Origin of the sequence: Methylocapsa sp. D3K7 (assembly GCF_029855125.1) — a bacterium.
GTDB lineage: Bacteria > Pseudomonadota > Alphaproteobacteria > Rhizobiales > Beijerinckiaceae > Methylocapsa.
Genome location: NZ_CP123229.1, coordinates 2,793,595 through 2,814,680 on the forward strand (window position 1 = coordinate 2,793,595; position 21,086 = coordinate 2,814,680).

Genomic DNA, 21,086 nt, shown 5'->3' on the forward strand with positions numbered 1-21,086 from the left:
AGCCCTCATGCTGAGGAGGCGCGAAGCGCCGTCTCGAAGCACGAGGGCGGTGACACGAGGTGCGTTCCTTCCCGGCGCGCGTTGCGCGATGAATGGGGTAGTGTGGCCGGGATTTCCGGCCCCCATCGGCGAAGAGAACGGCTTACGCGCCGCCGCACATATGCTCCGAATCCATCAGTTTCCAGCTTTTGTGGGTCCGCAGATTCGTGGTCCGGTAGACTTTGCCGCGATGGTCTCCTTTCGGGCAATGTTTTGGTATCGAGACGAGACACATGCGCACCGGGTCGCCCGCCTTCGAATGGACGATCGCGGGCACCGTGTCATAGCTCACTTGATAGCCGCCATTCTTAAAGCTCACCGCGCTACCGGAGTCCGGCGCGTTTTCAAGACGCGTTTCGACGGATTTGATCTTGGTCTTCGCGCAGTCGCCGACGCGCTTCGGCAATCCGCCAGCCTGCGCCGGGACACACATGGCAAGTGATAACATGGCGAGAAGGAAATAATTGCGATGCAGCATCGAACGCTCCCCCATTGTTGGTTGATGGCATTATATCCCAAATCGATGCCAGAGCCACGGGCCGATCAAAAAGTCCGCCGTCATGCCCGGCCTTGAGCCAGGCATCCAACACCAAAGGCGGATGTATGGATGGTAAGCCCGGCCATGACATTGCGGATAGGCAGAGCACTTGGAGATTTGGCGCTCTTCCCGGCGCATGGTGCGCGGAAAAAACCACTCATCGCATGGCGGCAGAAAAGCGTATCTGAACTTTGAACTCAAGGAGCATGCCCGCCGGAGACGGCGGCACTTCGTGCCGTCCTTGACTTCAAAGTTCAGATACGCTCGGGTCAGCCGTGCGATGAATGGGGTGGTGTGGCCGGGGCTCTTAATGGCGCGGCCGGTAATTGCTTGATTCTTTGGATTATGAGATTCACGTTGGCCAGTTTCAGGATACGGTTCTTTTCTTTTGCTATGCTTACGGCTTCGGCACTTTCATCGGCCAACCCCGCACGTGCAAGCTCGTACGCAAAATAGATAGTAGCGCTGACTTCGAGCTCTCGATTGTTGATCCGCTTCATTGTTGTGATCGCGTTTCTATAATTCTTTCTTCCTTCGTCGAAATTCCCGGTACGCATAGCAATCAGACCCTGATTTGCGTCGGCAATAGCGTTCTGCGCGTCATCATCTGTTGGCAGGCTGACCAAATAGTCGGACGCCTTTATTAGATCGCCCTGACAGGCAGCCGAGAAAGCAAGAGCGTTTAGAAGCGATGGAGCGTCTTTCTTAAGTGCCAGGCCTTTTGAAGCGATATCCTTTGCCTTGCCAAAATTCTCGATGACATTTGCGAACCCCGCCGCAGTGGCATAGGCGGAAAGATTGTATTGCTCCTCTTCCATCCATAACTCAGCGTAGAGCAACGCCTGTTCGAAAGCCCCCGCGTAAAAAGCCTGGATTGCTTTTGCTTCCCAAGCTTCGCTTGCGAGTTGCAACTGCTTCTCGTCCATTACCTTCTCATGATAGGTCACAGACACCCATTCCGCTTGAGCAAGTGAATTGCTGGTTGGTGCGTTAAGGCTCATGCGGATGAGTTTGCGCCCGCGACGGCTACCGTCTTTGAGCACAATAGTTCCCACAGCGCCGGCAAGTTCGGTGATTTGAGCAGGAATCATGATTTCATTTTCGACTAGTTCCAGGCCTTTTTTCATAAACAGCGACTTCGCGCCCGAAAATTCCGAAAGAGCAACTTCGGCCGACATCAACCACGGATCGCTTGGGGTTGCAGGATTACGTTTCACAAGGTCGTGAGCCGTCTCCGGGTCACCAAATTGGAAGTAGAGGCGTGTAGCCGAACGTAGCACATGTCGATTTGTGGGTGCGAGTTGAAGAGCAATCTTCATCGACCGCTTGGCATGGTCTACGTGGCCCTTACAAGCCTGGACTCGGGCCAGTTCCACCCATGCCACCGCATCCGTGGGATTTAGGCGGGTACGTGTACGCCAGTGGTGTGACGTCGTCGCATCTGATGTGTGGAAAGCGGTTTGTAAGACATCCTCGCGCCCGTTTCTTCTGAGGAGGGTGGCAGCCATGGCTCGCACCATCGGAACTGCGTTATCCGATTGCATAACAACGCGCGCAGCCCTAATAGCCTCCCGTTCGTGGCCAGAGATAATTGAGCTCTCGACTACCTCTGCGGCCGCTATCAAATCTGGATTTAGGTGGAGGCGTTCGATCCGCTTTACAAGTTCTGGCAGCATTGGTGTCGAAGTAACGACCGTCTTACGCTGGCCGGGGGAAGCAAGTTCGTTTGACGTGATTGCTAATTCGAATCGACGCCATTGGGGAATGAGTTGTCGTTTTTTGGATGTCGGATTAAGCATTAGCCGCTCGCCGCAAGCGGGTCGCCAATTCAGCCCTCTTCACGATAGGCCCGAGTTCCGAGACGTAGCGTTCGAGAGAAAATTGACTTTGTTTCCCAACCCCACGGGGATGACCGCGTCGCGTCACATCTGGATTGCATAGTTCGCGTATGAGGCGGACGACATCAGGGCAAATGTGCTCATCGATCTGCGGCGTGATTTTTTCGAGCACCTCCGTGAAAGCGTGGCATAGATAAGGTTTAACGTCCTCATATGTGCCGGTCCACGCGTTCGGATGGGTATTCGGTGGTAGGCATGTGAGTACTTGCGTTGTTATGTTCACGCCGCAGAAGAGAAAGGCAGCAATATTACCGAGCATATAAAGGTCGCAACCTACGCGGCGGGCGAAGAAATCTGGATGCGTATAGCCGTAAATTAACTCGGGTGGCGCGTAGGTCCAATCACCCGGAAAGCTAAGTTCGTCACGGGGGGCCAACACACCGCGGCGAGAGCAGCAACCAAAGTCGGCAAGCCGGAACTCGTTTGACTTGCGATACAGCAGAACATTCGATGGCTTTAGGTCCTGATGCGCGATCATTTCGCGATGGACCTGCCAGAGGCCGAGACAAACATCATTCAAGGCACGGAGGCACCATAGGTTGTCGAAGCGTTTGCTGGCGTCAACCTGGCCACGGATGTCGCCGTCTGCGAGTTCGAAGATCAGATATTGCACCTCGCCTTCGATTGACGAGAAGTCAGGAACCTGAACGCTGCCGTGCTCAATCGCTATTACCACCTTTGAGAGGCGGCGATCTTTGCAATGAAAAAGTATGTCCCTTTCGTGATTGAATGATGATGTCATTTGCTGAAGGCGTCGGGGTGTGTCGGCGCCATGGCCAAACGCCTCTGAGAAATCGAAGGCTTTGAGGAACCCTTTGCGCGAACCGTTCTCAACGACGTAACTGTGTGAAAAGTGTCCCCCCGTTGCACTCGGACTGGCTTGTGCGGCTTTGTAAACTCGCCAGCCATTCTCCAATTCGAGTCCCGTCAGTTTCGCTGCCGCGCTGTGGGGATTGGCACTCATGGTCGATCCTGTTATCGAGACGATTTCAGCAATTTTAGAAGGCGATCAAGGCGCTTCGAGCCTACGGGAGTGAGATGCAGCGAGCGGCTACGCGGATCGGCTTGGCTGATGTCCATTCTGACTAGCGGCACCGGTCCAATCTCGCGCCCGGGAGAATCGTATCGGCCTTGCAGGCTGGCCACGTAACGGCTGGCGGTTTGCTGGGGCACGTCGATGCGCTCGGCTAGCTCATTGATCGAAAGTCCTGGCTCCTGAGCGATGGCCAGTAAGGTCAAGTACAAAGGCAGGCCAAGCGTCTGCTCTACCTCTTTGAGAGCCTCGAAGAGGAGCGTGGCTGCTGGCGGGGGATTGTCCAAAGTATTACGCATCTATGGGTATATACTCAATTATAAGTGTAGTTTCAAGTCAAAATGTGTAGGGCGAGCTAAGCTTCTAGAAAAATATCTTGGCTGTGTCAGACATTCGAGCCTGTCGAGTTCCGTGTCATCCTCCCTTTCGAACTCCTGCAAACAGCCAAACGCACCAAATCCCCGCGCAATCTCACTCGTTTCAAGCCCACGGATGTACGCGGCCTCACCAAATTTCCGCCCGCCAATCGTACCAAAACGTTTCACGTGAAACACTTTTGTCCGATTGGCGGGGATTTCCTTACAGAATTGATGTTTGAGACATTAGCTGCAGCCCGTCGTGCCGCCGCAGGTGTCGCACTTCAAGCAGGTTCCGTTGCGAACGAGGGTGAAATTTCCGCACTCGCCGCAGGCTTCGCCCGTATAGCCTTTGAGCCGCGCTTGCGTGCGCTTTTCGCTGACGGCGGCGCGCTCGGCCGGAGTTGTCCACTCGAGCCCGCCGAGTTCCGCTTCGACCTCGCTTGCAAGATCGCCTTTCAGCGCAGTGGCGGCCTGCGCGCCGCCTTGCACCAGCATCAATTTCTCCGCCTTCGATCTTACAAAACCGCGCGACACGAATTTCGTCCCCGCGCCTTGCGGCGGACGCCCTTGCTCCTCGCCCTTGCCGAGCACGTCATGGCCGATGTCGGCGGGATCGATATGGGCGAGATCGTTGCGGCCGAGATACGAGATCGCCAGTTCGCGGAAAATATAATCGAGGATCGAGGTCGCATTCTTGATCGTGTCATTGCCTTGCACGAGCCCCGCCGGTTCGAATCTCGTAAAGGTGAAGGCATCGACATATTCTTCGAGTGGCACGCCATATTGCAGGCCGACCGAAATCGCGATGGCAAAATTGTTCATCAGCGAGCGGAAGGCGGCGCCTTCCTTATGCATGTCGATAAAGATTTCGCCGATCCGCCCATCCGCATATTCGCCGGTGCGCAGATAAACTTTATGGCCGCCGACCACGGCCTTCTGCGTATAGCCCTTGCGCCGGTCGGGCAGGCGCTCGCGGTCGCGCACATGCTCGATCCGCTCGACAATTTTCTCGACGATGCGCTCCGCGACCGCGGCCGTGCGGGCCGGCGCGTTCGAAGCGATCAGCGCCTCGACCGCGTCCTCCGCCTCGTCATCGTCGTCGGCGATCAGCTGGCTGTTCAACGGCTGTGACAGTTTCGAGCCGTCGCGGTACAGCGCATTGGCTTTGAGGCCAAGCCGCCAGGAGAGCATATAAGCCTCCTTGCAATCCTCGATGCCCGCTTCGTTCGGCATGTTGATCGTCTTCGAGATCGCCCCCGAGATGAACGGCTGCGCCGCCGCCATCATGCGGATGTGGCTCTCAGCGCCAAGGAAGCGCTTGCCGGTGCGCCCGCACGGGCTCGCGCAATCGAAGACGGCGTAATGTTCGGGCTTGAGATGCGGCGCGCCTTCGAGCGTCATGGCGCCGCAGACATAAATATTCGCGGCGTCGATCTCGGCGCGGGAATATCCCAAAAAGCTCAAGACATCGAAATTTTGATCCTCGAGTTTTTCCGCCGGAATCTTCAGAACATTCGTGCAGAACTCCGCGCCGAGCGTCCATTTGTTGAAGACAAATTTGATGTCGAACGCGGCGCCGAGCAACGCCTCGATCTCGTCGAGCTTGGCTTGCGGAAAGTTCTTCGCCCGCAAGCTCGCATGATTGATCCCTGGGGCATTGTGCAACGAGCCATGTCCCGTGGCGTAGATCTCCATTTCGGCGATCTCGGGCGCCACATAGCCGAGGGTGCGCAAGCCTTCCGGCACAGCGCGGTTGATGATCTTGAAATAGCCGCCGCCCGCGAGCTTCTTGAATTTGACGAGGGCGAAATCCGGCTCGATGCCGGTGGTATCGCAATCCATCACGAGGCCGATGGTGCCGGTCGGCGCGACGACGCTCACCTGCGCATTGCGATAGCCGTGTTGCTCGCCCTGGCGAACCGCGCGATCCCACGCGGCTCTGGCATGTTCGCCGAGTGCCTTGTCTTTGAGCGCGGCATGGTCGAGCGGGACGGGGGCGATCGACAAAGCCTCGTAGCCAGCAGCCTCGCCGCGCGCCGCCCGCGCGTGGTTGCGCATCACCCGCAGCATTGCAGATGCGTTTTGCGCATAGCCATCAAAGGCGCCAAGCTCGCCCGCCATCTCCGCCGACGTGGCGTAGGAAACGCCTGTCATGATCGCGGAAAGAGCGCCGCAAATCGCCCGGCCCTCGTCGCTATCGTAAGGAATGCCAGACGACATCAGAAGGCCGCCGATGTTGGCATAGCCAAGGCCGAGCGTGCGGTACTCGTAAGAAAGCCGTGCGATTTCCTTTGACGGAAATTGCGCCATCATGACCGAGATTTCGAGCACGATCGTCCACAGCCGCACGGCATGCTCATAAGATTCGATGTCGAAGTCACAGGACGCCGGATCGCGGAACTGAAGCAGATTGAGCGAAGCAAGATTGCAGGCCGTGTCGTCCAAGAACATATATTCCGAGCACGGATTGGACGCGGTGATCGGTCCCGCCGCCGGGCAGGTGTGCCAATCATTGATGGTCGTGTGATATTGCAGGCCGGGGTCGGCGGAGGCCCAGGCGGCGCGGCCGATCTTGTCCCACAACTCGCGCGCCTTCATCGCCTTATGCGGCTTGCCATCGAGCCGCCGGGTCAAGCTCCACTCGCTGTCTTGCTCGACCGCGCGCAAAAATGCGTCGGTGACGCGCACCGAATTATTGGAGTTCTGGCCGGAGACGGTGAGATAGGCTTCCGAATCCCAATCGGTCGTAAATGTCTCGAAATCGATGTGGGTTTGGCCCTGCCGCGCCAGCTGGATGACTTTTTTGATGGAAGCGTCGGGGACGAAGGCGCGCCGCGCCAGCTTGATCTCTTTTTTCAGCGCCGGATTCTTGTCCGGGTCGAAGCAATCGCCGTCCGGCCCTTCGCAATTGATGCAGGCGCGGAGGATCGCTTTCAACGCTTTTTGCAGAGTCTTAGAGCCGGTCACCAGTGCCGCGACCTTGCTCTCCTCTTTGACTTTCCACTCGATGAAATCTTCAATGTCCGGGTGATCGGCATCGACAATGACCATTTTTGCAGCGCGCCGCGTCGTGCCGCCGGATTTGATGGCGCCCGCCGCGCGGTCGCCGATTTTTAAAAACGACATCAGGCCGGAGGATTTGCCGCCGCCTGAAAGCTTTTCGTTCTCGCCGCGCAATTTGGAAAAATTCGAGCCAGTGCCCGAACCATATTTGAAGAGCCGGGCTTCCCGCACCCAAAGGTCCATGATCCCCCCGTCGTTGACGAGATCGTCGGCGACCGACTGGATGAAACAGGCGTGCGGCTGCGGATGCTCATAGGCGGTCTTCGACTTCACGAGCTTTTTGGTCTCGTGGTCGACATAATAATGACCCTGGCTCGGACCATCGATGCCATAGGCCCAGTGAAGACCAGTGTTGAACCATTGCGGCGAATTGGGCGCCGCCATCTGGCGCGCCAGCATGAAACGCAATTCGTCGAAGAAGGCTGACGCATCGGCTTCCGAATCGAAATATTTGCCCTTCCATCCCCAATAGGTCCAGGCGCCGGCGAGGCGGTCGAAAACCTGCCGCGCCGAAGTCTCGCCGGTTGTGCGCTCGGCCTTCGGCAGGCTTGCCAGCGCCTCGTCGTCGGCGGAGGAGCGCCACAGAAATTCCGGTACCTCCTCTTCCGGGACGCGTTTCAGCCGCGCAGGGAGACCTGCTTTTCTGAAGTACTTTTGCGCCAGCACATCCGAGGCGACTTGGCTCCAGGCCGCGGGGACGTCGATGTTGTCGAGGGAGAAGACGATCGAGCCGTCGGGATTGCGGATTTCGCTTTTCGCTGTCCGGAACGCGATCTCCGCGTAGGGGGATTGCTCAGCTTTGGTGTAGTGCCGGTCTATGCGCATTATGGTCCCCCTAACGATTTTGGATGATTTGCAGGCCCGCTTGGCTCCTACAATCTTTCGTCAGACTGACGCCGTGTGCGATGGAAGGCTCGCAGTATTTAGATCGCCGTTTCAGTTATCCCCGACATTTGCTATTTCTGTTCTCTACTAGAAATTGACGTTGACAGCCTATCAGACACTATATATAGCGTAACACAAACGTTTCCATATCGTTAACGCGCACCTATAAAAATTCATTCTGCTGACCGAACGCGCGTTTCTGTAAGCCGCGAACCCGCACGAAGCCAAAACGGTTTCCGGGATCCCGCTATGGCGTATCCTACGCCGAGAAATCTATACATCGCATGGCGGCAGAAAAGCGTATCTGAACTTTGAACTCAAGGACGAGCCAAAGGCGCGCCCGCCTCCCGGGCGGTCGTCGATCCTTGACTGCAATGTTCAGATGCGCTCGGGGTGGCGGTGCGATGTATAAATTTCTGTGACCTTGGATGGCCACAGCCTTTTCGGAATTCAAGTGAGCAATTCGAAGAAACATTGAGGCGAAAGCATGAGTCGTGCCAAGTAGAAGGCTAGCTTTAGATTTGCTGGGGAAATGTAGCGCGTTGCTACATTTCCACTTGCGGTGTATATACGAATACGCTAGAAATGTATGTGTTTCTGTACAAAGTATCATCAGCCGTTGGGGTCACAATAGCTGTCAAATGAGGTAGGATCCACCTCAAGCGACAAGTATCCGTCTGGATAAATACAGACCAGAAGTGGCTCACCTTGGGCGCTCCATAAGATTGATCTCTCTGGAGATAGGGGATGGAAGTAGCGTTGGCGAACGCAATTAGTGGTCGCGCCGCTAATCTCATACGATGATATAGCTATAAAGATTTTGAATCTCATTGGTAACTCCTATGGACGGGTGTTGCGATGAGCGAAGGCGCTGTGCCTGGCAGGGCACAGCGCCAACTTGTTTAATCCCATTTGTTGTGTCTTTCAGATTAGGTGATACTAAATATTGTAGGTCACGAGCAAATCGGCAATGTCGATTTGTGGTTCGCCCACAACGAAGACTCAGGTTTGGAAAGCGCTTTCCGTCTTGACAGCCGCCCCGAATCGAAGGCGCGTGCGCTTTGCCGCTTCACCGCTCTGGACAGCGCGTCCCTGCGCGTCCATAAACGCCCGGGCACTGAGCGGGTTTGCTCCCGCAACGCCGAAGGCAGAACCCCATGAAATGGTTTTATCGGATTTTTTCCTGGTGGCACGGCGAGACCTTGAACACCGCGCTGCATACTTTGCTCTTCGGCCAATTCGTCGGCAAGGATGAGTTCGGGAATAGCTATTACCGCCGCCGCAAAATCGACGCGGCGCTGGGATTCGAGCGTCGCTGGGTCATTTATGCCGGCGTCAGCGAGGGGTCCATGACCCCGCCCGGCTGGTATGGCTGGCTCCACCACACAGTGGACACGCCGCCGACCGATGAAAATTACACGCCGCGCCCTTGGCAATTGCCATATCTGCCGAACTTGACCGGCACGCCGCAAGCCTGGCGGCCGCCAGGCTCGACCCTGGCCGCCAATACGCGGCCTCCGGCGACCGGCGACTACGAGGCCTGGACGCCGGAAGGCTGAGCCGGGGACTTGGTCCATGACAGGACGCGTTCACATCTATGAGGCGTCCGTAACCTGGACAGGGAACCTCGGGCAGGGCACGCCGAAATATTCGGGGTACGATCGCAGCCATGTGGCACGCATCGCGGGAAAACCTGATCTCGCGCTGTCCGCAGATCCGGCATTTCGTGGCAACCCAGCGATGTACAATCCGGAGGAACTGCTCGTCGTGGCGATGTCGTCTTGCCACATGCTTTGGTATTTGCATCTCTGCGCCAACGCTGGGATCCGCGTTGGAGCCTATGAAGACCGCCCGTCCGGCCGATTGCTCGAATCGGGCAAGGAGAAGGGACATTTCGAGTCCATTCTGTTGAGCCCAAGCGTGACGATTGAGACCGGCGACGTTCAGGAGGCGCTGCGCCTCCACCAAGAGGCCCATGAAGCTTGCTTCATTGCGAATTCGGTGAATTTTCCCGTAATTCTCGAACCTTCGATCAAGCAACCCCCGACGGCCTAGGCCCAATTCCGGCCGGAATTTCGTGGTGCACCGGGAGGCGGTAGGCTAAGACCAATGAGGCGGGAGGCTGCTCCCTTTTTGGTTCATTGTCAGTCAAGGCGAAGGCCGATCCATGTTTCATCTTCATTTCCATTTGCCATCTTCCGCCGCCGGATTTTTTGCGGGCGCGGCGCTTATCTTAGCGACACCTGTGCAAGCCGATAAGATCAAGCACCCCATCGCGGTGTTTTCCGGTTTGGACAAGATCACCGGGCGAACCATCGCGTTTCAAGCCGCGACGGGGGAGACCGTCCAATTTGGCACGCTGCAAATCACCGAACGGGCTTGCTTAACCCGTCCCGCGACCGAAGCGCCGCAAACGACAAGTTTTGTCGAGGTGGATGAAGTCGATGCCGCCAAGAAATATAAGCGGATTTTTTCCGGCTGGATGTTCGCGGCGAGCCCTGGCCTGCACGGAATCGAGCATCCGATTTACGATATTTGGCTGACCGAATGCACCGGCGGCCATGAGCCACCCGAAACGGGTCCGGCGCCCGATCCTGCGGCCGTCATGCCGCCGCCCGATATGCCAAACGTGGCGCCAGAGACAGCCCCGGCGAAACCATCGCGAACTCGCGATCAGGGTCATGGAGGCAAGCATCACGCGCCACCGCCGGTGGCGGAGCCCGCCGACGCGCCGCCGCCAGTGGATGACCCCGCTGACCCGCCGCCGCTCGACCCGCAAGATGGGGCCGCGCCGCAGCTCGACACTCCCATTGAAGTTGGGCCGCCGCCAGGGTTCCATCCCGTCCCGCCCGAGCGGTTGCCCGCCCAACAAAATTAAACCTGATTGCTCCAGATTAATTAGGCACGTCGGGTCTTTCGTGCAGCCATTTCCGGCGCGAGAGGGCATTCCCGCCAAGCTGACGCATTGCGCAGGTTACGAAGTTTTCATGTCGCTGAAATGGCATCGTAACCGATGCACCCCCATGTTGTTTGCCACTGACGGTTTGTCTTTCCGAATCCAAATGGAGAAATCTATGGCTTATATCCAGTCCCGCCGGCCCGATAGCCCGAAGGCGCCGCCTTTGATCCTGCGCCGGCGCTACGAAATTCGTGCCGTGCTTCTGGGCTCCGTCGCTGCCTTGGCTTTGGCTGGCATGAACGGCGGTGGTTTGAGCCAAGCGCGCGCCGCCACGCCGCAAACCGAAATGTCGCAGACGGTGTCGCCAACCTCTTTCGCCGATGTCGTGGATCACGTTCGCGGCGCGGTCGTGTCGGTCAAGGTCAAGACCACCGAGACCGCCGAATCCGATGATGAGGATGAGGCGCCGCGCATCGTGCCGGGCGACCCGCTTGAGCGCTTTTTCAAGCATTTCGGCGAGGAAGGCGGCAAGCATCAAGGCGGCCCGGGCGGGCATCATTTGAAGCCGCATGTCACGCAGGCGCAAGGGTCGGGATTCTTTATTACGCCCGATGGCTTTATGGTGACCAACAACCATGTCGTCGAGAATGCGACCGAAGTTTCGGTGACCTTGGACGATGGCAAAAGTGTGCCGGCCACGATCGTCGGGACCGATAAGAAAACCGATTTGGCTCTGTTGAAAGTCCAGCAGGGCGGCCCTTATCAATATGTCGAATTCGCCAAGGTGCCGCCGCGCGTTGGGGAATGGGTCATCGCGGTCGGCAATCCGTTTGGCTTGGGTGGCACAGTCACGGCGGGCATCGTCTCGGCGCGCGGGCGCGACATTGGCGCTGGCCCTTATGACGACTTCTTGCAAATCGACGCGCCGGTAAACCGGGGCAATTCTGGTGGCCCGAGCTTCAATGGTCAAGGCCAGGTCGTCGGGGTCAATACGGCGATCTTCTCGCCCTCGGGCGGCAGCGTCGGCATTGGCTTTGCGATTCCCTCCGACACCGCGCAAAACGTGATTGCCTCGCTAAAGGACAAGGGCGTTGTCGCGAGGGGGTGGATTGGCGTTCAGATTCAGCCGGTTACCGCGGAGATCGCCGACAGCCTTGGGTTGAAGTCCAACAAAGGCGCCCTCGTCGCGGAAGCCCAGGCCGATTCGCCCGCGAGCAGCGCCGGGATCAAATCGGGTGACGTTATTCTTGGCATTGACGGCGAGCGTATCGATGGCCCGCGCGATCTTGCCAAGAGAGTTGCGGCGCTCGGCCCAGGGAAAAAGGCCGACTTGATGTACTGGCACGATGGATCGGAGAAAACCACTTCGGTCAAGCTTGGTTCCTTGCCGGACGATAAGGAAGCGAAAGCGCAAACGGGCAACAGCCAGGAAGGCGATTCGTTTGGCGGCCTTGGCTTGACGCTTGCCCCAGCGTCCAGCGTTCAAGGCGCCGGAAGCAAGGGCGTGGTGGTCGCTGACATGGATCCCGACGGCGCCGCCGCGCAAAAGGGCATGCAGGTGGGTGACGTGATCCTCGAGGCGGGTGGTCACGCCGTCAACCAACCGGCCGACGTCAAAGCGGCGCTCGCCGAGGCCAAGAAGGACAATCGCAAGGCCGTTCTTTTGCGGGTCAAGGGCAGCGAGGGCACCCATTTCGTGGCGATCGCGGTCAATCCAGCTTCCTGAGCCTCATGTCCCCCCGAGGCTTGGATTAGCGGCGCCGTGCGTCCAGTCGCGGCGCCAGCTCCCAGGAGGCGGCAGGCCGGAAGCAATTTCCGGCCTGCTGTTTTGCGTGGGAATGCGTTATATCTCGCTCATGAGAATCCTGATTGTCGAAGATGATTCCGAAGCCGCTGCCTATATGGTCAAGGCATTTCGCGAGGCCGGCCATGTTGCCGACCATGTCGGCGATGGGCTTGCGGGCTATGCCCGGGCCTGCGAGGAAACCTACGACGTTCTCATCGTCGACCGGATGCTCCCGAAGCTCGACGGCCTATCACTGATTGGCAGCTTGCGGGCCCAGAAAGTTCAAACGCCGGTGCTGATCCTGTCCGCCCTGGGACAGGTCGATGATCGCGTCAAGGGGCTGCGCGCGGGGGGCGATGATTATCTCGCAAAGCCTTACGCCTTTTCGGAGCTGCTGGCGCGGATCGAGGTGCTCGCCCGGCGCAACCGGCCGGAGCATGGCGAGGATACCGTTTACCGGGTGCACGGCTTGGAACTTGACCGGCTTGCCCACAAGCTGACCCGTGACGGCAAGGACATTCCCTTGCAGCCGCGAGAATTTCGCTTGCTTGAATATTTGATGAAACATGCGGGGCAAGTGGTGACGCGGACAATGCTGCTCGAAAATGTATGGGATTACCATTTCGATCCGCAAACCAATGTGATTGATGTCCATATCTCGCGGCTGCGCGCCAAGATCGACAAGGGCTTCGATCCGCCGCTCCTCCAAACGATACGCGGCGCCGGATACATGATACGCGATGGCACTCGGTAAGCTCTTTCGCACGACCGTCTTTAAAATATCGCTCGCCTATCTGGTGATTTCCGCGATCGGCGCCGGGCTGGTTCTCGGTACGGTCGGCTGGAACATGAAAAATGTGATCGATGAGCAGATCGCCCAAACCATAGACACGAATATTACCGGGCTGTCCGAACAATATGCGCAAGGCGGCATCCGCCGGCTCGTCAACATTATTCAAAGGCGGACCCGCCGTCCGGGCGCCGGGCTTTACCTGGTGACGACGGCCGCCGGAGAACCGATTGCCGGCAACATCGCCACTCTGCCGCCTGCGATTTTGGCAAATCCGGGTCTTGTCGAGACGGCCTATCAGCCTCCTGGCGATGCGACCGGAAAGCATCGGGCCCTCGTCCGGGTATTTATGTTGGAGGGTGGGTTCCGCCTTCTGGTCGGCCATGATCTGGAGGAAGGCGACCGGCTGCGCAATATTCTCGCGAATGCGCTGCTGACATCGCTTTTTTGGCTCATCGTGATTGGCACGCTCGGCGGACTGTGGGTTGCGCGGCGGGTTCTCAATCGCGTCGATGCCATCAACGCCAACGCAAGGGCGATTGTCGCGGGAGATCTCTCTGGCCGGCTGAATTTGGCTGGCACGGACGACGAACTCGACCGGCTCGTGCGGAATTTCAATGCCATGCTCGAGCGGATATCAATTTTGATGGCGGGATTGAAGGAGGTCTCCGACAATATCGCGCATGATCTCAAGACGCCCTTGACCCGTCTGCGCGGTGGCGTGGAACAGGCTCTGCGCACCGCCAAAAGCCCCGAGGAATATCGCGGCGCCCTGGAAAAGGCGCTTGAGGAATCCGACCGCTTGATCCAGGTCTTTGATGCGCTTTTGAGCATCGCGCGGGCGGAAGCCGGGGCCGGGCGCGAGGGCATGACCGATTTCGACGCGGGCGCCGTTGCGCGGGATGTCGGCGAACTGTACGAACCGGTTGCCGAAGAGCGCGGTGTCGCGCTCCGTGTTTCCGCCGGAAGCGATCTCACGCTGCACGGAAGCCGCGAACTCGTCGGTCAGGCGATCGCCAATCTTGTCGACAACGCCTTGAAATATGGCAGCCTGGCTGCGGCAAAGCCAGATGCCAGCGTCGAAATTACGGCGCGGCGAAGCGGCCGCAATATCGAGTTCGTCGTCGCCGATCAAGGTCCGGGGATTGCGGAAATCGACCGCCCGCGTGTGCTCGGCCGGTTTGTGCGGCTTGAAAACGCGCGTTCGCGGCCGGGCTCCGGCCTTGGCCTCTCCCTCGCCGCGGCGGTCGCCCGCCTTCACAATGGGAGCTTGCGGCTGGAGGACAATGGGCCCGGTCTTCGTGTCGTTATCCAGCTTCCGGCGGTACCGGTTCGCCGCGAACCAGAGGCGCCTTTGGCCTTGCCGAAACCGGATGAGGCGGCATGAGCGATGCCGCGCCCGGCCCCGAAGTGGCGCCGCCGCTCTGGCAGCGCATTTGTACCGCGCCGCAGCTGTCCGATGGACGCCGCGCCGGGTCTCGCCTCGCCGAGTTTCTCGAGTGGTCCGAGGATGCCGAGTTGCAAAAACTCGCCGGACAGCCGAATGTCCGCGCCCTTCTCTTGGCACTCGCCGATCATTCGCCGTTTCTCTGGCGCCTCGCGACGGCCGATGTCCCACGGCTCGGACGATGTCTTGCCTCTGATCCAGAGACTGTGCTTGCCGCTTGTCTTGCCACCTGTGAAAAAGCCGAGGCGAGCGCCGGGAGCGATGCCGCGATCATGCGCGCGCTGCGCCTTGCGAAGCAAGAGAGTGCACTTCTGATTGCACTGGCAGATCTTGGCGGCGCCTTCGACGTGATCGCGACGACGGGGGCGCTGTCGCGCGCAGCCGATACATTTATCTCGGTGGCCTTGCGGCATGTGCTGCGCGAAGCCGGAAGGGCTGGCCGGCTGCGTCTCGCCGATGGGGATGATATCGAGACCGGTTGCGGGCTGGTCATTCTGGCGCTTGGCAAGCTTGGCGCGCGCGAACTCAACTATTCGAGCGATGTCGATATCGTTGTCTTTTTCGATCCCGAATGCGCGTCGATTACCGGAACCGTGGATCCGGCGACGCTCTTTTCCCGCCTCACCAAGGGGATCGTGCGGCTGCTCCAGGAGCGGACGCCGGACGGCTATGTCGAGCGCGTCGATTTGCGCTTGCGTCCCGACCCAGGATCGACAGCGGTCGCGATCGCGCTGCCGACGGCTTATTCCTATTACGAAAGTCTTGGCCAGAACTGGGAACGCGCGGCCTTCATCAAGGCGCGCCCGGTTGCCGGCAACAAAGCACTCGGCGAGACGTTTCTCGCCAATCTCATGCCGTTCATCTGGCGGAAATATTTCGATTATGCCGCGATTGCCGACATCGCCGCGATGAAGCGGCAAATTCATGCCTCAAGGGGTCATGGCGAGATTGCGGTCGCCGGTCACGATGTAAAATTGGGGCGCGGCGGCATTCGCGAAATTGAGTTTTTCGTGCAGACCCAACAGCTGATTTTCGGCGGTAAGCGGCCGCGCCTGCGAGGATCGCGCACCCTCGACATGCTGGAGCAACTTGGCAACGAGGGCTGGGTGACGCAGGACGCGGTCGCCGACTTGCGGGCGTCCTATCTGTTCCTGCGGGAGATCGAACACCGGTTGCAAATGGTCGACGATGAGCAAACTCAGCGGTTGCCGTCCGACGAAGACACGTTGGGGCGCTTCGCGAGATTTTGCGGCTATGCGCAAAAACGCCGCTTTTGCAGCGAAGTGACGCATCGCCTGCGGCTTGTCTCGCATCATTATGAGCGCTTGTTTGAACATTCGCCAAGACTCGATGTCGCGGCTGGCAGCTTGGTTTTCACGGGCGCCACGGAGGATCCCGAGACGCTCGAAACATTGCTGCGTTTGGGCTTCAAACAAGCGGCCCTTGCCGTCGAAACCATCCGGGGTTGGCATTTTGGCCGCCGCCCCGCCGTGCGCGGCGCGCGAGCAAGGGAAATCCTGACCGAATTGGTCCCCTTGCTCTTGCAAGCCTTCTCCCGGTCGGGCGATCCCGACGCCGCGCTTGCTGGTTTGGATGCCGCGCTTGCCGGAATGCCAGCAGCCGCCGAACTGTTTTTGGTGCTGAAATCCAATCCTCCGATTTGTGAGTTGTTCGGAGAAATTCTTGGCGGCGCCCCACGGCTTGCCCGCACCATCATCAGCCATCCGCATGTGCTCGATGCGGCGATCGATCCTGATGTCCTCAGGGCTCCGCTCGACGAAGACGCGTTCTCCCAGCGGGCCAGTCAGATCCTCCGCCACAAATTCGAAACCGAGGAATTCCTCGACGCGCTGCGCGATTTCGCGCAGGAGGAATTGTTCCCCATTGGTCTGCGGCTGTGGTCCGGCATGATCGAGCCTTCCGGCGCTGCGCTTGCTTATTCCGCCTTGGCGGCGAGCATTGTCGAAACTGCTCTTGCCCATGTCGAACGCGATTTTTCCCGCGAGCATGGAAAAGTGCCGGGTGGCAGGCTGACAGTTTTGGCACTCGGCAAGCTTGGTTCGCGCGAGATGACGGCGGCCTCCGATCTCGATCTCATTCTAATTTACGATTTCGATGCCGCGCGGCCGGAGTCGGAGGGTTCGCGGCCTCTTCATGCGGTGCAATATTATACAAGGCTGGTCCAGCGTCTGATCTCGGCCCTGACCGTCGCGACGCGGCGCGGACGGCTCTATGATGTCGATATGCGGCTGCGGCCTTCCGGCGGCAAAGGGCCGCTGGCGACCCAATACTCAAGTTTCGCGGGATACCAAGCCACGGAAGCCGAAACCTGGGAACATATGGTGCTCACGCGGGCGCGGCCGGTCGCTGGCGACAAAGCGCTTGGCGTACAAACCTGCGACGCCATACGTGCCGTGCTCACGCGCCAGCGCGGCGACGGGTTGCGAAAAGATGTTCATGATATGCGCCGCCTGATCGCCAAGGAGAAGGGCGAGCAGGATCCTTGGGATCTCAAGCTTGCGGCCGGGGGGCTGATCGACATTGAATTCTTGGCCCAATATCTGTTGCTGCGCCATGCCCATGCCGAGCCAAGCCTGGTGTGCGTTTCGCCCTTGGCCGTGATCGAGGCGGCGGCGCGGATCGGAAAGCTCAATGCCGAAGATGCGCGCTGCGTCACGAGCGCCTATCGGTTGCTGACGGATGTGACGCAAATCCTGCGGTTGACCTTGGATATGGGAACAAGCCCGCGCGAGGCGAATGAAGCGGTGAGGCGGCGCCTTTCCAGAGCCGCCGGTGAGCCGGATTTGAGCGCGCTCGAAAGCCGTCTCAGCGATACCCGCGCGGATGTGCGTGCTGTCTTCGACAAGATTCTTTTAGCGCGATAAAGCCCGCAATTTTTGCGGCTCCGCCGGCCGCCGCAAGGCGCCTGCCGCCAACAGCAGCTTTTGGCGGGGTGCGTCACGCGCCTCCGGCAAATGGACGAGGACGATGGTGCCATTGCCGACGGACGAGCGAATCCGTATTGAACCGCCATGGAGATCGACAAGCGAGCGCGCAATGGCAAGACCAAGCCCCGAGCCCTTCATGCCATTGTCGAGCGTCCTCTCAAATTGCTCGAAGGGCCGGCCGAGCCGCGCCAGCGGCGCCGGGGAAATCCCTATTCCGGTATCTTCCACATAGATGTTCATGGCGCCTTGCACCATCCGCGCGCGGACACTGACACGGCCGTGATTGGGCGTGTATTTCACGGCGTTGCGCAAGAGGATCGTGAGAATTTTTTCGACGGCGGCGCGGTCGGCGTGAATATGCTTGTCCGGCAAGGTTTCCGCGGTGACGCTGATTTCTTTCTCGGCGGCGATCGCCTCAATCGCGCTGACCGCGGCGCCGACGGCGCCGTCGATCTCGAAGTCGGACTTTTGCAGGTGAACACGGCCGGATTCGAGGCGCGACATGTCGAGGACATCCGAGATCACGCCCAGCAGATATTCGCCGCTTTGTTTGATGTCGCGGCTGTAGTCGCAATATTTCTCCGATCCCAAGGGACCAAATGTTTCTTGCTGCATCATATCGGCAAAGCCAATGATATGATTGAGCGGCGTGCGCAGCTCGTGGCTCATATTCGCGAGAAATTCTGACTTGGCTTGGTTCGCGGTTTCTGCCTCGGCCTTTTGCTCCAGATATTTTTCCGCGAGATCGGCGAGTTGCTGGGCCTGCAATTCCAGCGTTTGACGTGATTTGCGCAAGTCGGCGACGGTCGCCATCAGGCGGCGCTCCGAATCCATCAATTGCTCTTCGTGGCGCTTCAGCGCGGAAATGTCGGTGCCGACCGAAACGTAACCGCCGTCTTTCGTGCGCCGTTCATTGATTTGCAGCCAGCGGCCATCGCCAAGCCGCGCCTCATAGGTGCGCGCTCCCGCCAGTGGCCGCTCGCCGAGCGGGATTTGCGTTTGGATGACGGGCGGTGTGCCTTTCGCCATCACCTGTGCATAGGGCGTGCCCGCGGCGACTGCGTCACTCGTCAGATGATGGAATTTTTGAAACTTGGAATTGCACATCACGAGTTGATTGTTGGCATCCCAAAGAACAAAGGCTTCCGATACGGTCTCGATGGCGTCACGCAGGCGTAGATCCGCCGTTGCGGTCCGCTCGGCGAGAATCTTTTGTTCGGTGATGTCAACCGCGATCCCGACGAGATGCGGTGGGGCGCCGTCCCGTTCCTGAACAAGTTCGGCCCGCGCCCTGAGCCAGATCCACTCGCCCTTGACGTTTTGCATCCGGAAGACATGATCGATGGACTCGGCTTGCGAGCTGGCGAGCATCTCGGCCATCGCCGCGAGGTCGCCATCCTGCGGATGCACCAGCGCATTGATGTCGCCAAACGACTGAAATTGACGATCCGCGGTCATGCCAAGGATCTCATACATCGAATCCGACCAATAAATACGCCCGCGCGCCAGATCCCAATCCCAAAGACCGCAGCGTCCCCGGCTCAGCGCGGTATCGACGCGGGCCTGCATGCGTTCGCAGAGTTGATTGGACTCCCTGGCGCGCGAGGCTTGCCAGAAATAGGCCATGGCCAAGGCCATCAAGACAACGACAGTGCAGATGACAAGCACTGCAGCGCGGAACGTCGACGCCTCCCACTCGGCGAGAACCGCCGTCATCGGATAAATGATGGCAGCCTGGCCGAAGGGCGGAGCCAAAGTGCGCACGCTTGCCAAGGCTTCCGAGCCATCCGCAAGATCGATCCGCAGGACTCCAGCTTTCTCCGCAAAAATCGTCAAGGGTTGCGCCGGGCCCAGAATGTCGTTGAGCGAGCCCGTGCCGGAGGGAAGCGCTGGTGTGGCGCTGGCGATGTTGCCGGCGGCGTCACTGACAATCACCTGCTGTCCGCGGGCCAAGGCGCGCGATGGCACGGCCTGCGTCAGAGCTGCTGCCAGTTCGGCGTTGGGGTGCTCGCGAAACGTGGCGTCGAGGTTTCCGCTGATGACGCGGGCCGTCAACTCAAGGTCGGAAAAAGCGTCGGTGAGGGCGCGATCATAAGCGTCGCCGGTGATAACGGCAGAAATCGCAACCAGCGCCCCCGCGAACAGCACCACCATCGCGGGGACCGCGCGGCGGACCCAAATTTCCAGATGCGTAATACGTAAGACAGCCGGTTGCTGCGCCGTACAGCTAATATCTCGCATTGCCTCTGCTCGCGCAGAAGCATGCGCCGCCTGAGCGCGCGCCATATTCAGGCCCCCATCGAAACTGACCGGAGTGATGTGCCGCACCTCTCCGAATCGAGACCATCAAAGTCTCCCTTTTGTGTTTTGTCCAGAGATTAATGAAAAATGAATGCAGATTTGATCACCCTGCCGGAAGATCCGCGATCTGCTTCTTGCGCGATGAACATATGGTGAGGGCTGATCTGAATCTGGCGCAGGCCGCTCTTTTCTATCCGGGCTCGACCTCTGTTTCGATGCCGAGCACTCGTTCGAGCACGCCTGCGGGATCCCGGTCTTTCATCAGGGCGGTTCCCATGAGGACGGCCTTGGCGCCCGACTTTCCCATGCGTTCGAGATCCTCGGCGGTGCCAAGCCCGCCTTCCGCAACCGCGAAAATCTTTTCCGTGGGCACCAGCGGCAACAGCGCTTCGCAGGTGCCGGGCTTGAGCGCAAAACCATGGATGTCACGATTGGTGACGCAGATGAAATCGGCGCCCGCGGCAAGCGCCTGGTCAAGCTCGGTCTTGGTATGGACCTGGACCAGCGCATCCAGCGCGATGGCCGTGGCCCGTTCGATAAACCCAGCGAGTTGTTCGCCGAGCAGACTGACCGACAAGATCACCGCATCCGCGCCGGCCAGACGTGCTTCGAGCATCTGATAAGGATCGGCCACGATGTCTTGCGCGAGGACGGGAATCTGGACCGCGTCATGCACCGTGGCAAGATCCGAAAAGGAGCCCGCAAAAGTGCGCCGCTCGACGGCAACGGAGAGGCAAACCGCGCCCACCGCCTCGAAATCCTCGGCCAGGTCTTTGTAAGGGATGATTTTTCGAAACGAACTGTCGAAGGGCGAGCCTCCTTTCAATTCGGCGATGACACCTGGCTTACCCGACGCCTTGAAATGGGCCGCCAGCGCGCCTTGAAAGCCACGCGTCATAGGCATTTCGCCGATCTTTCCCTGGAGTTGACCCAGCGAGCGTTTTGCCTTGGCTTTGTTCACCTCCCCCAGTCGCTGCGCGAGGAAGGGCCCAAGGAGACTCCCTTCAGGCAGCTTCATGGTTGAAAACGCCTGGCACGCTTTGAGCCGAGACGGGATGGCATAGGGATGGTGTTCACCGTACGGTCCCTCAATGAAGTTC

The 21,086-nt window shown here is 59.1% G+C and carries 14 protein-coding genes; 7 read left to right on the top strand and 7 right to left on the bottom strand.

The genetic code is table 11. From position 1 onward, the window contains the following. Positions 1 to 142: 142 nt before the first annotated feature. The 5 genes from QEV83_RS13175 to QEV83_RS13195 form a co-directional block, all read right to left on the bottom strand. On the bottom strand, positions 143 to 517 hold the full coding sequence (locus QEV83_RS13175; protein ID WP_280128180.1) for a hypothetical protein: 375 nt from the start codon (positions 515 to 517) through the stop codon (positions 143 to 145). A gap of 329 nt (positions 518 to 846) precedes the next feature. Then, complete coding sequence (locus QEV83_RS13180; RefSeq protein WP_280128181.1) at positions 847 to 2,376, bottom strand: hypothetical protein; 1,530 nt, start codon at positions 2,374 to 2,376, stop codon at positions 847 to 849. Beyond that, the gene (locus tag QEV83_RS13185; protein WP_280128182.1) at positions 2,369 to 3,439 is read right to left on the bottom strand and encodes a hypothetical protein; all 1,071 of its coding nucleotides are present in this window, start codon (positions 3,437 to 3,439) and stop codon (positions 2,369 to 2,371) included. The genes QEV83_RS13180 and QEV83_RS13185 overlap by 8 nt, the downstream gene beginning before the upstream one ends. 11 nt (positions 3,440 to 3,450) lie before the next feature. Then, on the bottom strand, positions 3,451 to 3,807 hold the full coding sequence (locus QEV83_RS13190) for a helix-turn-helix domain-containing protein (protein WP_280128183.1): 357 nt from the start codon (positions 3,805 to 3,807) through the stop codon (positions 3,451 to 3,453). A gap of 303 nt (positions 3,808 to 4,110) precedes the next feature. Next, positions 4,111 to 7,755 (bottom strand): vitamin B12-dependent ribonucleotide reductase, encoded by a 3,645-nt coding sequence (locus QEV83_RS13195; RefSeq protein ID WP_280128184.1) that lies wholly within the window; start codon positions 7,753 to 7,755, stop codon positions 4,111 to 4,113. 1,217 nt (positions 7,756 to 8,972) lie between these two features. Here QEV83_RS13195 and QEV83_RS13200 point away from each other — a divergent pair. The 7 genes from QEV83_RS13200 (at position 8,973) to QEV83_RS13230 (ending at position 17,622) form a co-directional block, all read left to right on the top strand. Beyond that, positions 8,973 to 9,374 carry an NADH:ubiquinone oxidoreductase subunit NDUFA12 gene (locus QEV83_RS13200; protein WP_280128185.1) on the top strand — a complete coding sequence of 134 codons (402 nt, stop codon included), beginning with the start codon at positions 8,973 to 8,975 and terminating at the stop codon, positions 9,372 to 9,374. A 16-nt stretch (positions 9,375 to 9,390) separates the two neighbouring features. After that, on the top strand, positions 9,391 to 9,870 hold the full coding sequence (locus tag QEV83_RS13205; protein ID WP_280128186.1) for an OsmC family protein: 480 nt from the start codon (positions 9,391 to 9,393) through the stop codon (positions 9,868 to 9,870). A gap of 112 nt (positions 9,871 to 9,982) precedes the next feature. Then, complete coding sequence (locus QEV83_RS13210) at positions 9,983 to 10,693, top strand: DUF2155 domain-containing protein (RefSeq protein WP_280128187.1); 711 nt, start codon at positions 9,983 to 9,985, stop codon at positions 10,691 to 10,693. A 196-nt stretch (positions 10,694 to 10,889) separates the two neighbouring features. After that, a complete protein-coding gene (locus tag QEV83_RS13215) occupies positions 10,890 to 12,440 on the top strand; it encodes a Do family serine endopeptidase (protein WP_280128188.1) in 1,551 nt (516 codons plus the stop codon). Between the two features lie 130 nt (positions 12,441 to 12,570). Next, entirely contained in the window at positions 12,571 to 13,254 is a 684-nt protein-coding gene (locus QEV83_RS13220; protein ID WP_280131059.1) for a response regulator transcription factor, read from the top strand. After that, entirely contained in the window at positions 13,241 to 14,677 is a 1,437-nt protein-coding gene (locus QEV83_RS13225) for an ATP-binding protein (protein WP_280128189.1), read from the top strand. Before QEV83_RS13220 ends, QEV83_RS13225 begins: the two co-directional genes overlap by 14 nt. Continuing rightward, entirely contained in the window at positions 14,674 to 17,622 is a 2,949-nt protein-coding gene (locus QEV83_RS13230) for a bifunctional [glutamine synthetase] adenylyltransferase/[glutamine synthetase]-adenylyl-L-tyrosine phosphorylase (protein ID WP_280128190.1), read from the top strand. Before QEV83_RS13225 ends, QEV83_RS13230 begins: the two co-directional genes overlap by 4 nt. Here the strand turns inward: QEV83_RS13230 and QEV83_RS13235 are convergent. Continuing rightward, entirely contained in the window at positions 17,611 to 19,926 is a 2,316-nt protein-coding gene (locus tag QEV83_RS13235; protein WP_280128191.1) for a PAS domain-containing sensor histidine kinase, read from the bottom strand. The two genes, QEV83_RS13230 and QEV83_RS13235, sit on opposite strands and share 12 nt — an antisense overlap. 250 nt (positions 19,927 to 20,176) lie before the next feature. Continuing rightward, positions 20,177 to 21,004, bottom strand: a complete 828-nt coding sequence (locus tag QEV83_RS13240) for an indole-3-glycerol-phosphate synthase (RefSeq protein ID WP_280128192.1) — start codon at positions 21,002 to 21,004, stop codon at positions 20,177 to 20,179. Positions 21,005 to 21,086: the final 82 nt, after the last annotated feature.

Bases quoted from the DNA above. Each gene is read 5' to 3' on its own strand.
- QEV83_RS13175 (WP_280128180.1), bottom strand. From the start codon at position 517: ATGCTGCATCGCAATTATTTCCTTCTCGCCATGTTATCACTTGCCATG.
- QEV83_RS13180 (WP_280128181.1), bottom strand. From the start codon at position 2,376: ATGCTTAATCCGACATCCAAAAAACGACAACTCATTCCCCAATGGCGT.
- QEV83_RS13185 (WP_280128182.1), bottom strand. From the start codon at position 3,439: ATGAGTGCCAATCCCCACAGCGCGGCAGCGAAACTGACGGGACTCGAA.
- QEV83_RS13190 (WP_280128183.1), bottom strand. From the start codon at position 3,807: ATGCGTAATACTTTGGACAATCCCCCGCCAGCAGCCACGCTCCTCTTC.
- QEV83_RS13195 (WP_280128184.1), bottom strand. From the start codon at position 7,755: ATGCGCATAGACCGGCACTACACCAAAGCTGAGCAATCCCCCTACGCG.
- QEV83_RS13200 (WP_280128185.1), top strand. From the start codon at position 8,973: ATGAAATGGTTTTATCGGATTTTTTCCTGGTGGCACGGCGAGACCTTG.
- QEV83_RS13205 (WP_280128186.1), top strand. From the start codon at position 9,391: ATGACAGGACGCGTTCACATCTATGAGGCGTCCGTAACCTGGACAGGG.
- QEV83_RS13210 (WP_280128187.1), top strand. From the start codon at position 9,983: ATGTTTCATCTTCATTTCCATTTGCCATCTTCCGCCGCCGGATTTTTT.
- QEV83_RS13215 (WP_280128188.1), top strand. From the start codon at position 10,890: ATGGCTTATATCCAGTCCCGCCGGCCCGATAGCCCGAAGGCGCCGCCT.
- QEV83_RS13220 (WP_280131059.1), top strand. From the start codon at position 12,571: ATGAGAATCCTGATTGTCGAAGATGATTCCGAAGCCGCTGCCTATATG.
- QEV83_RS13225 (WP_280128189.1), top strand. From the start codon at position 13,241: ATGGCACTCGGTAAGCTCTTTCGCACGACCGTCTTTAAAATATCGCTC.
- QEV83_RS13230 (WP_280128190.1), top strand. From the start codon at position 14,674: ATGAGCGATGCCGCGCCCGGCCCCGAAGTGGCGCCGCCGCTCTGGCAG.
- QEV83_RS13235 (WP_280128191.1), bottom strand. From the start codon at position 19,926: ATGCGAGATATTAGCTGTACGGCGCAGCAACCGGCTGTCTTACGTATT.
- QEV83_RS13240 (WP_280128192.1), bottom strand. From the start codon at position 21,004: ATGAAGCTGCCTGAAGGGAGTCTCCTTGGGCCCTTCCTCGCGCAGCGA.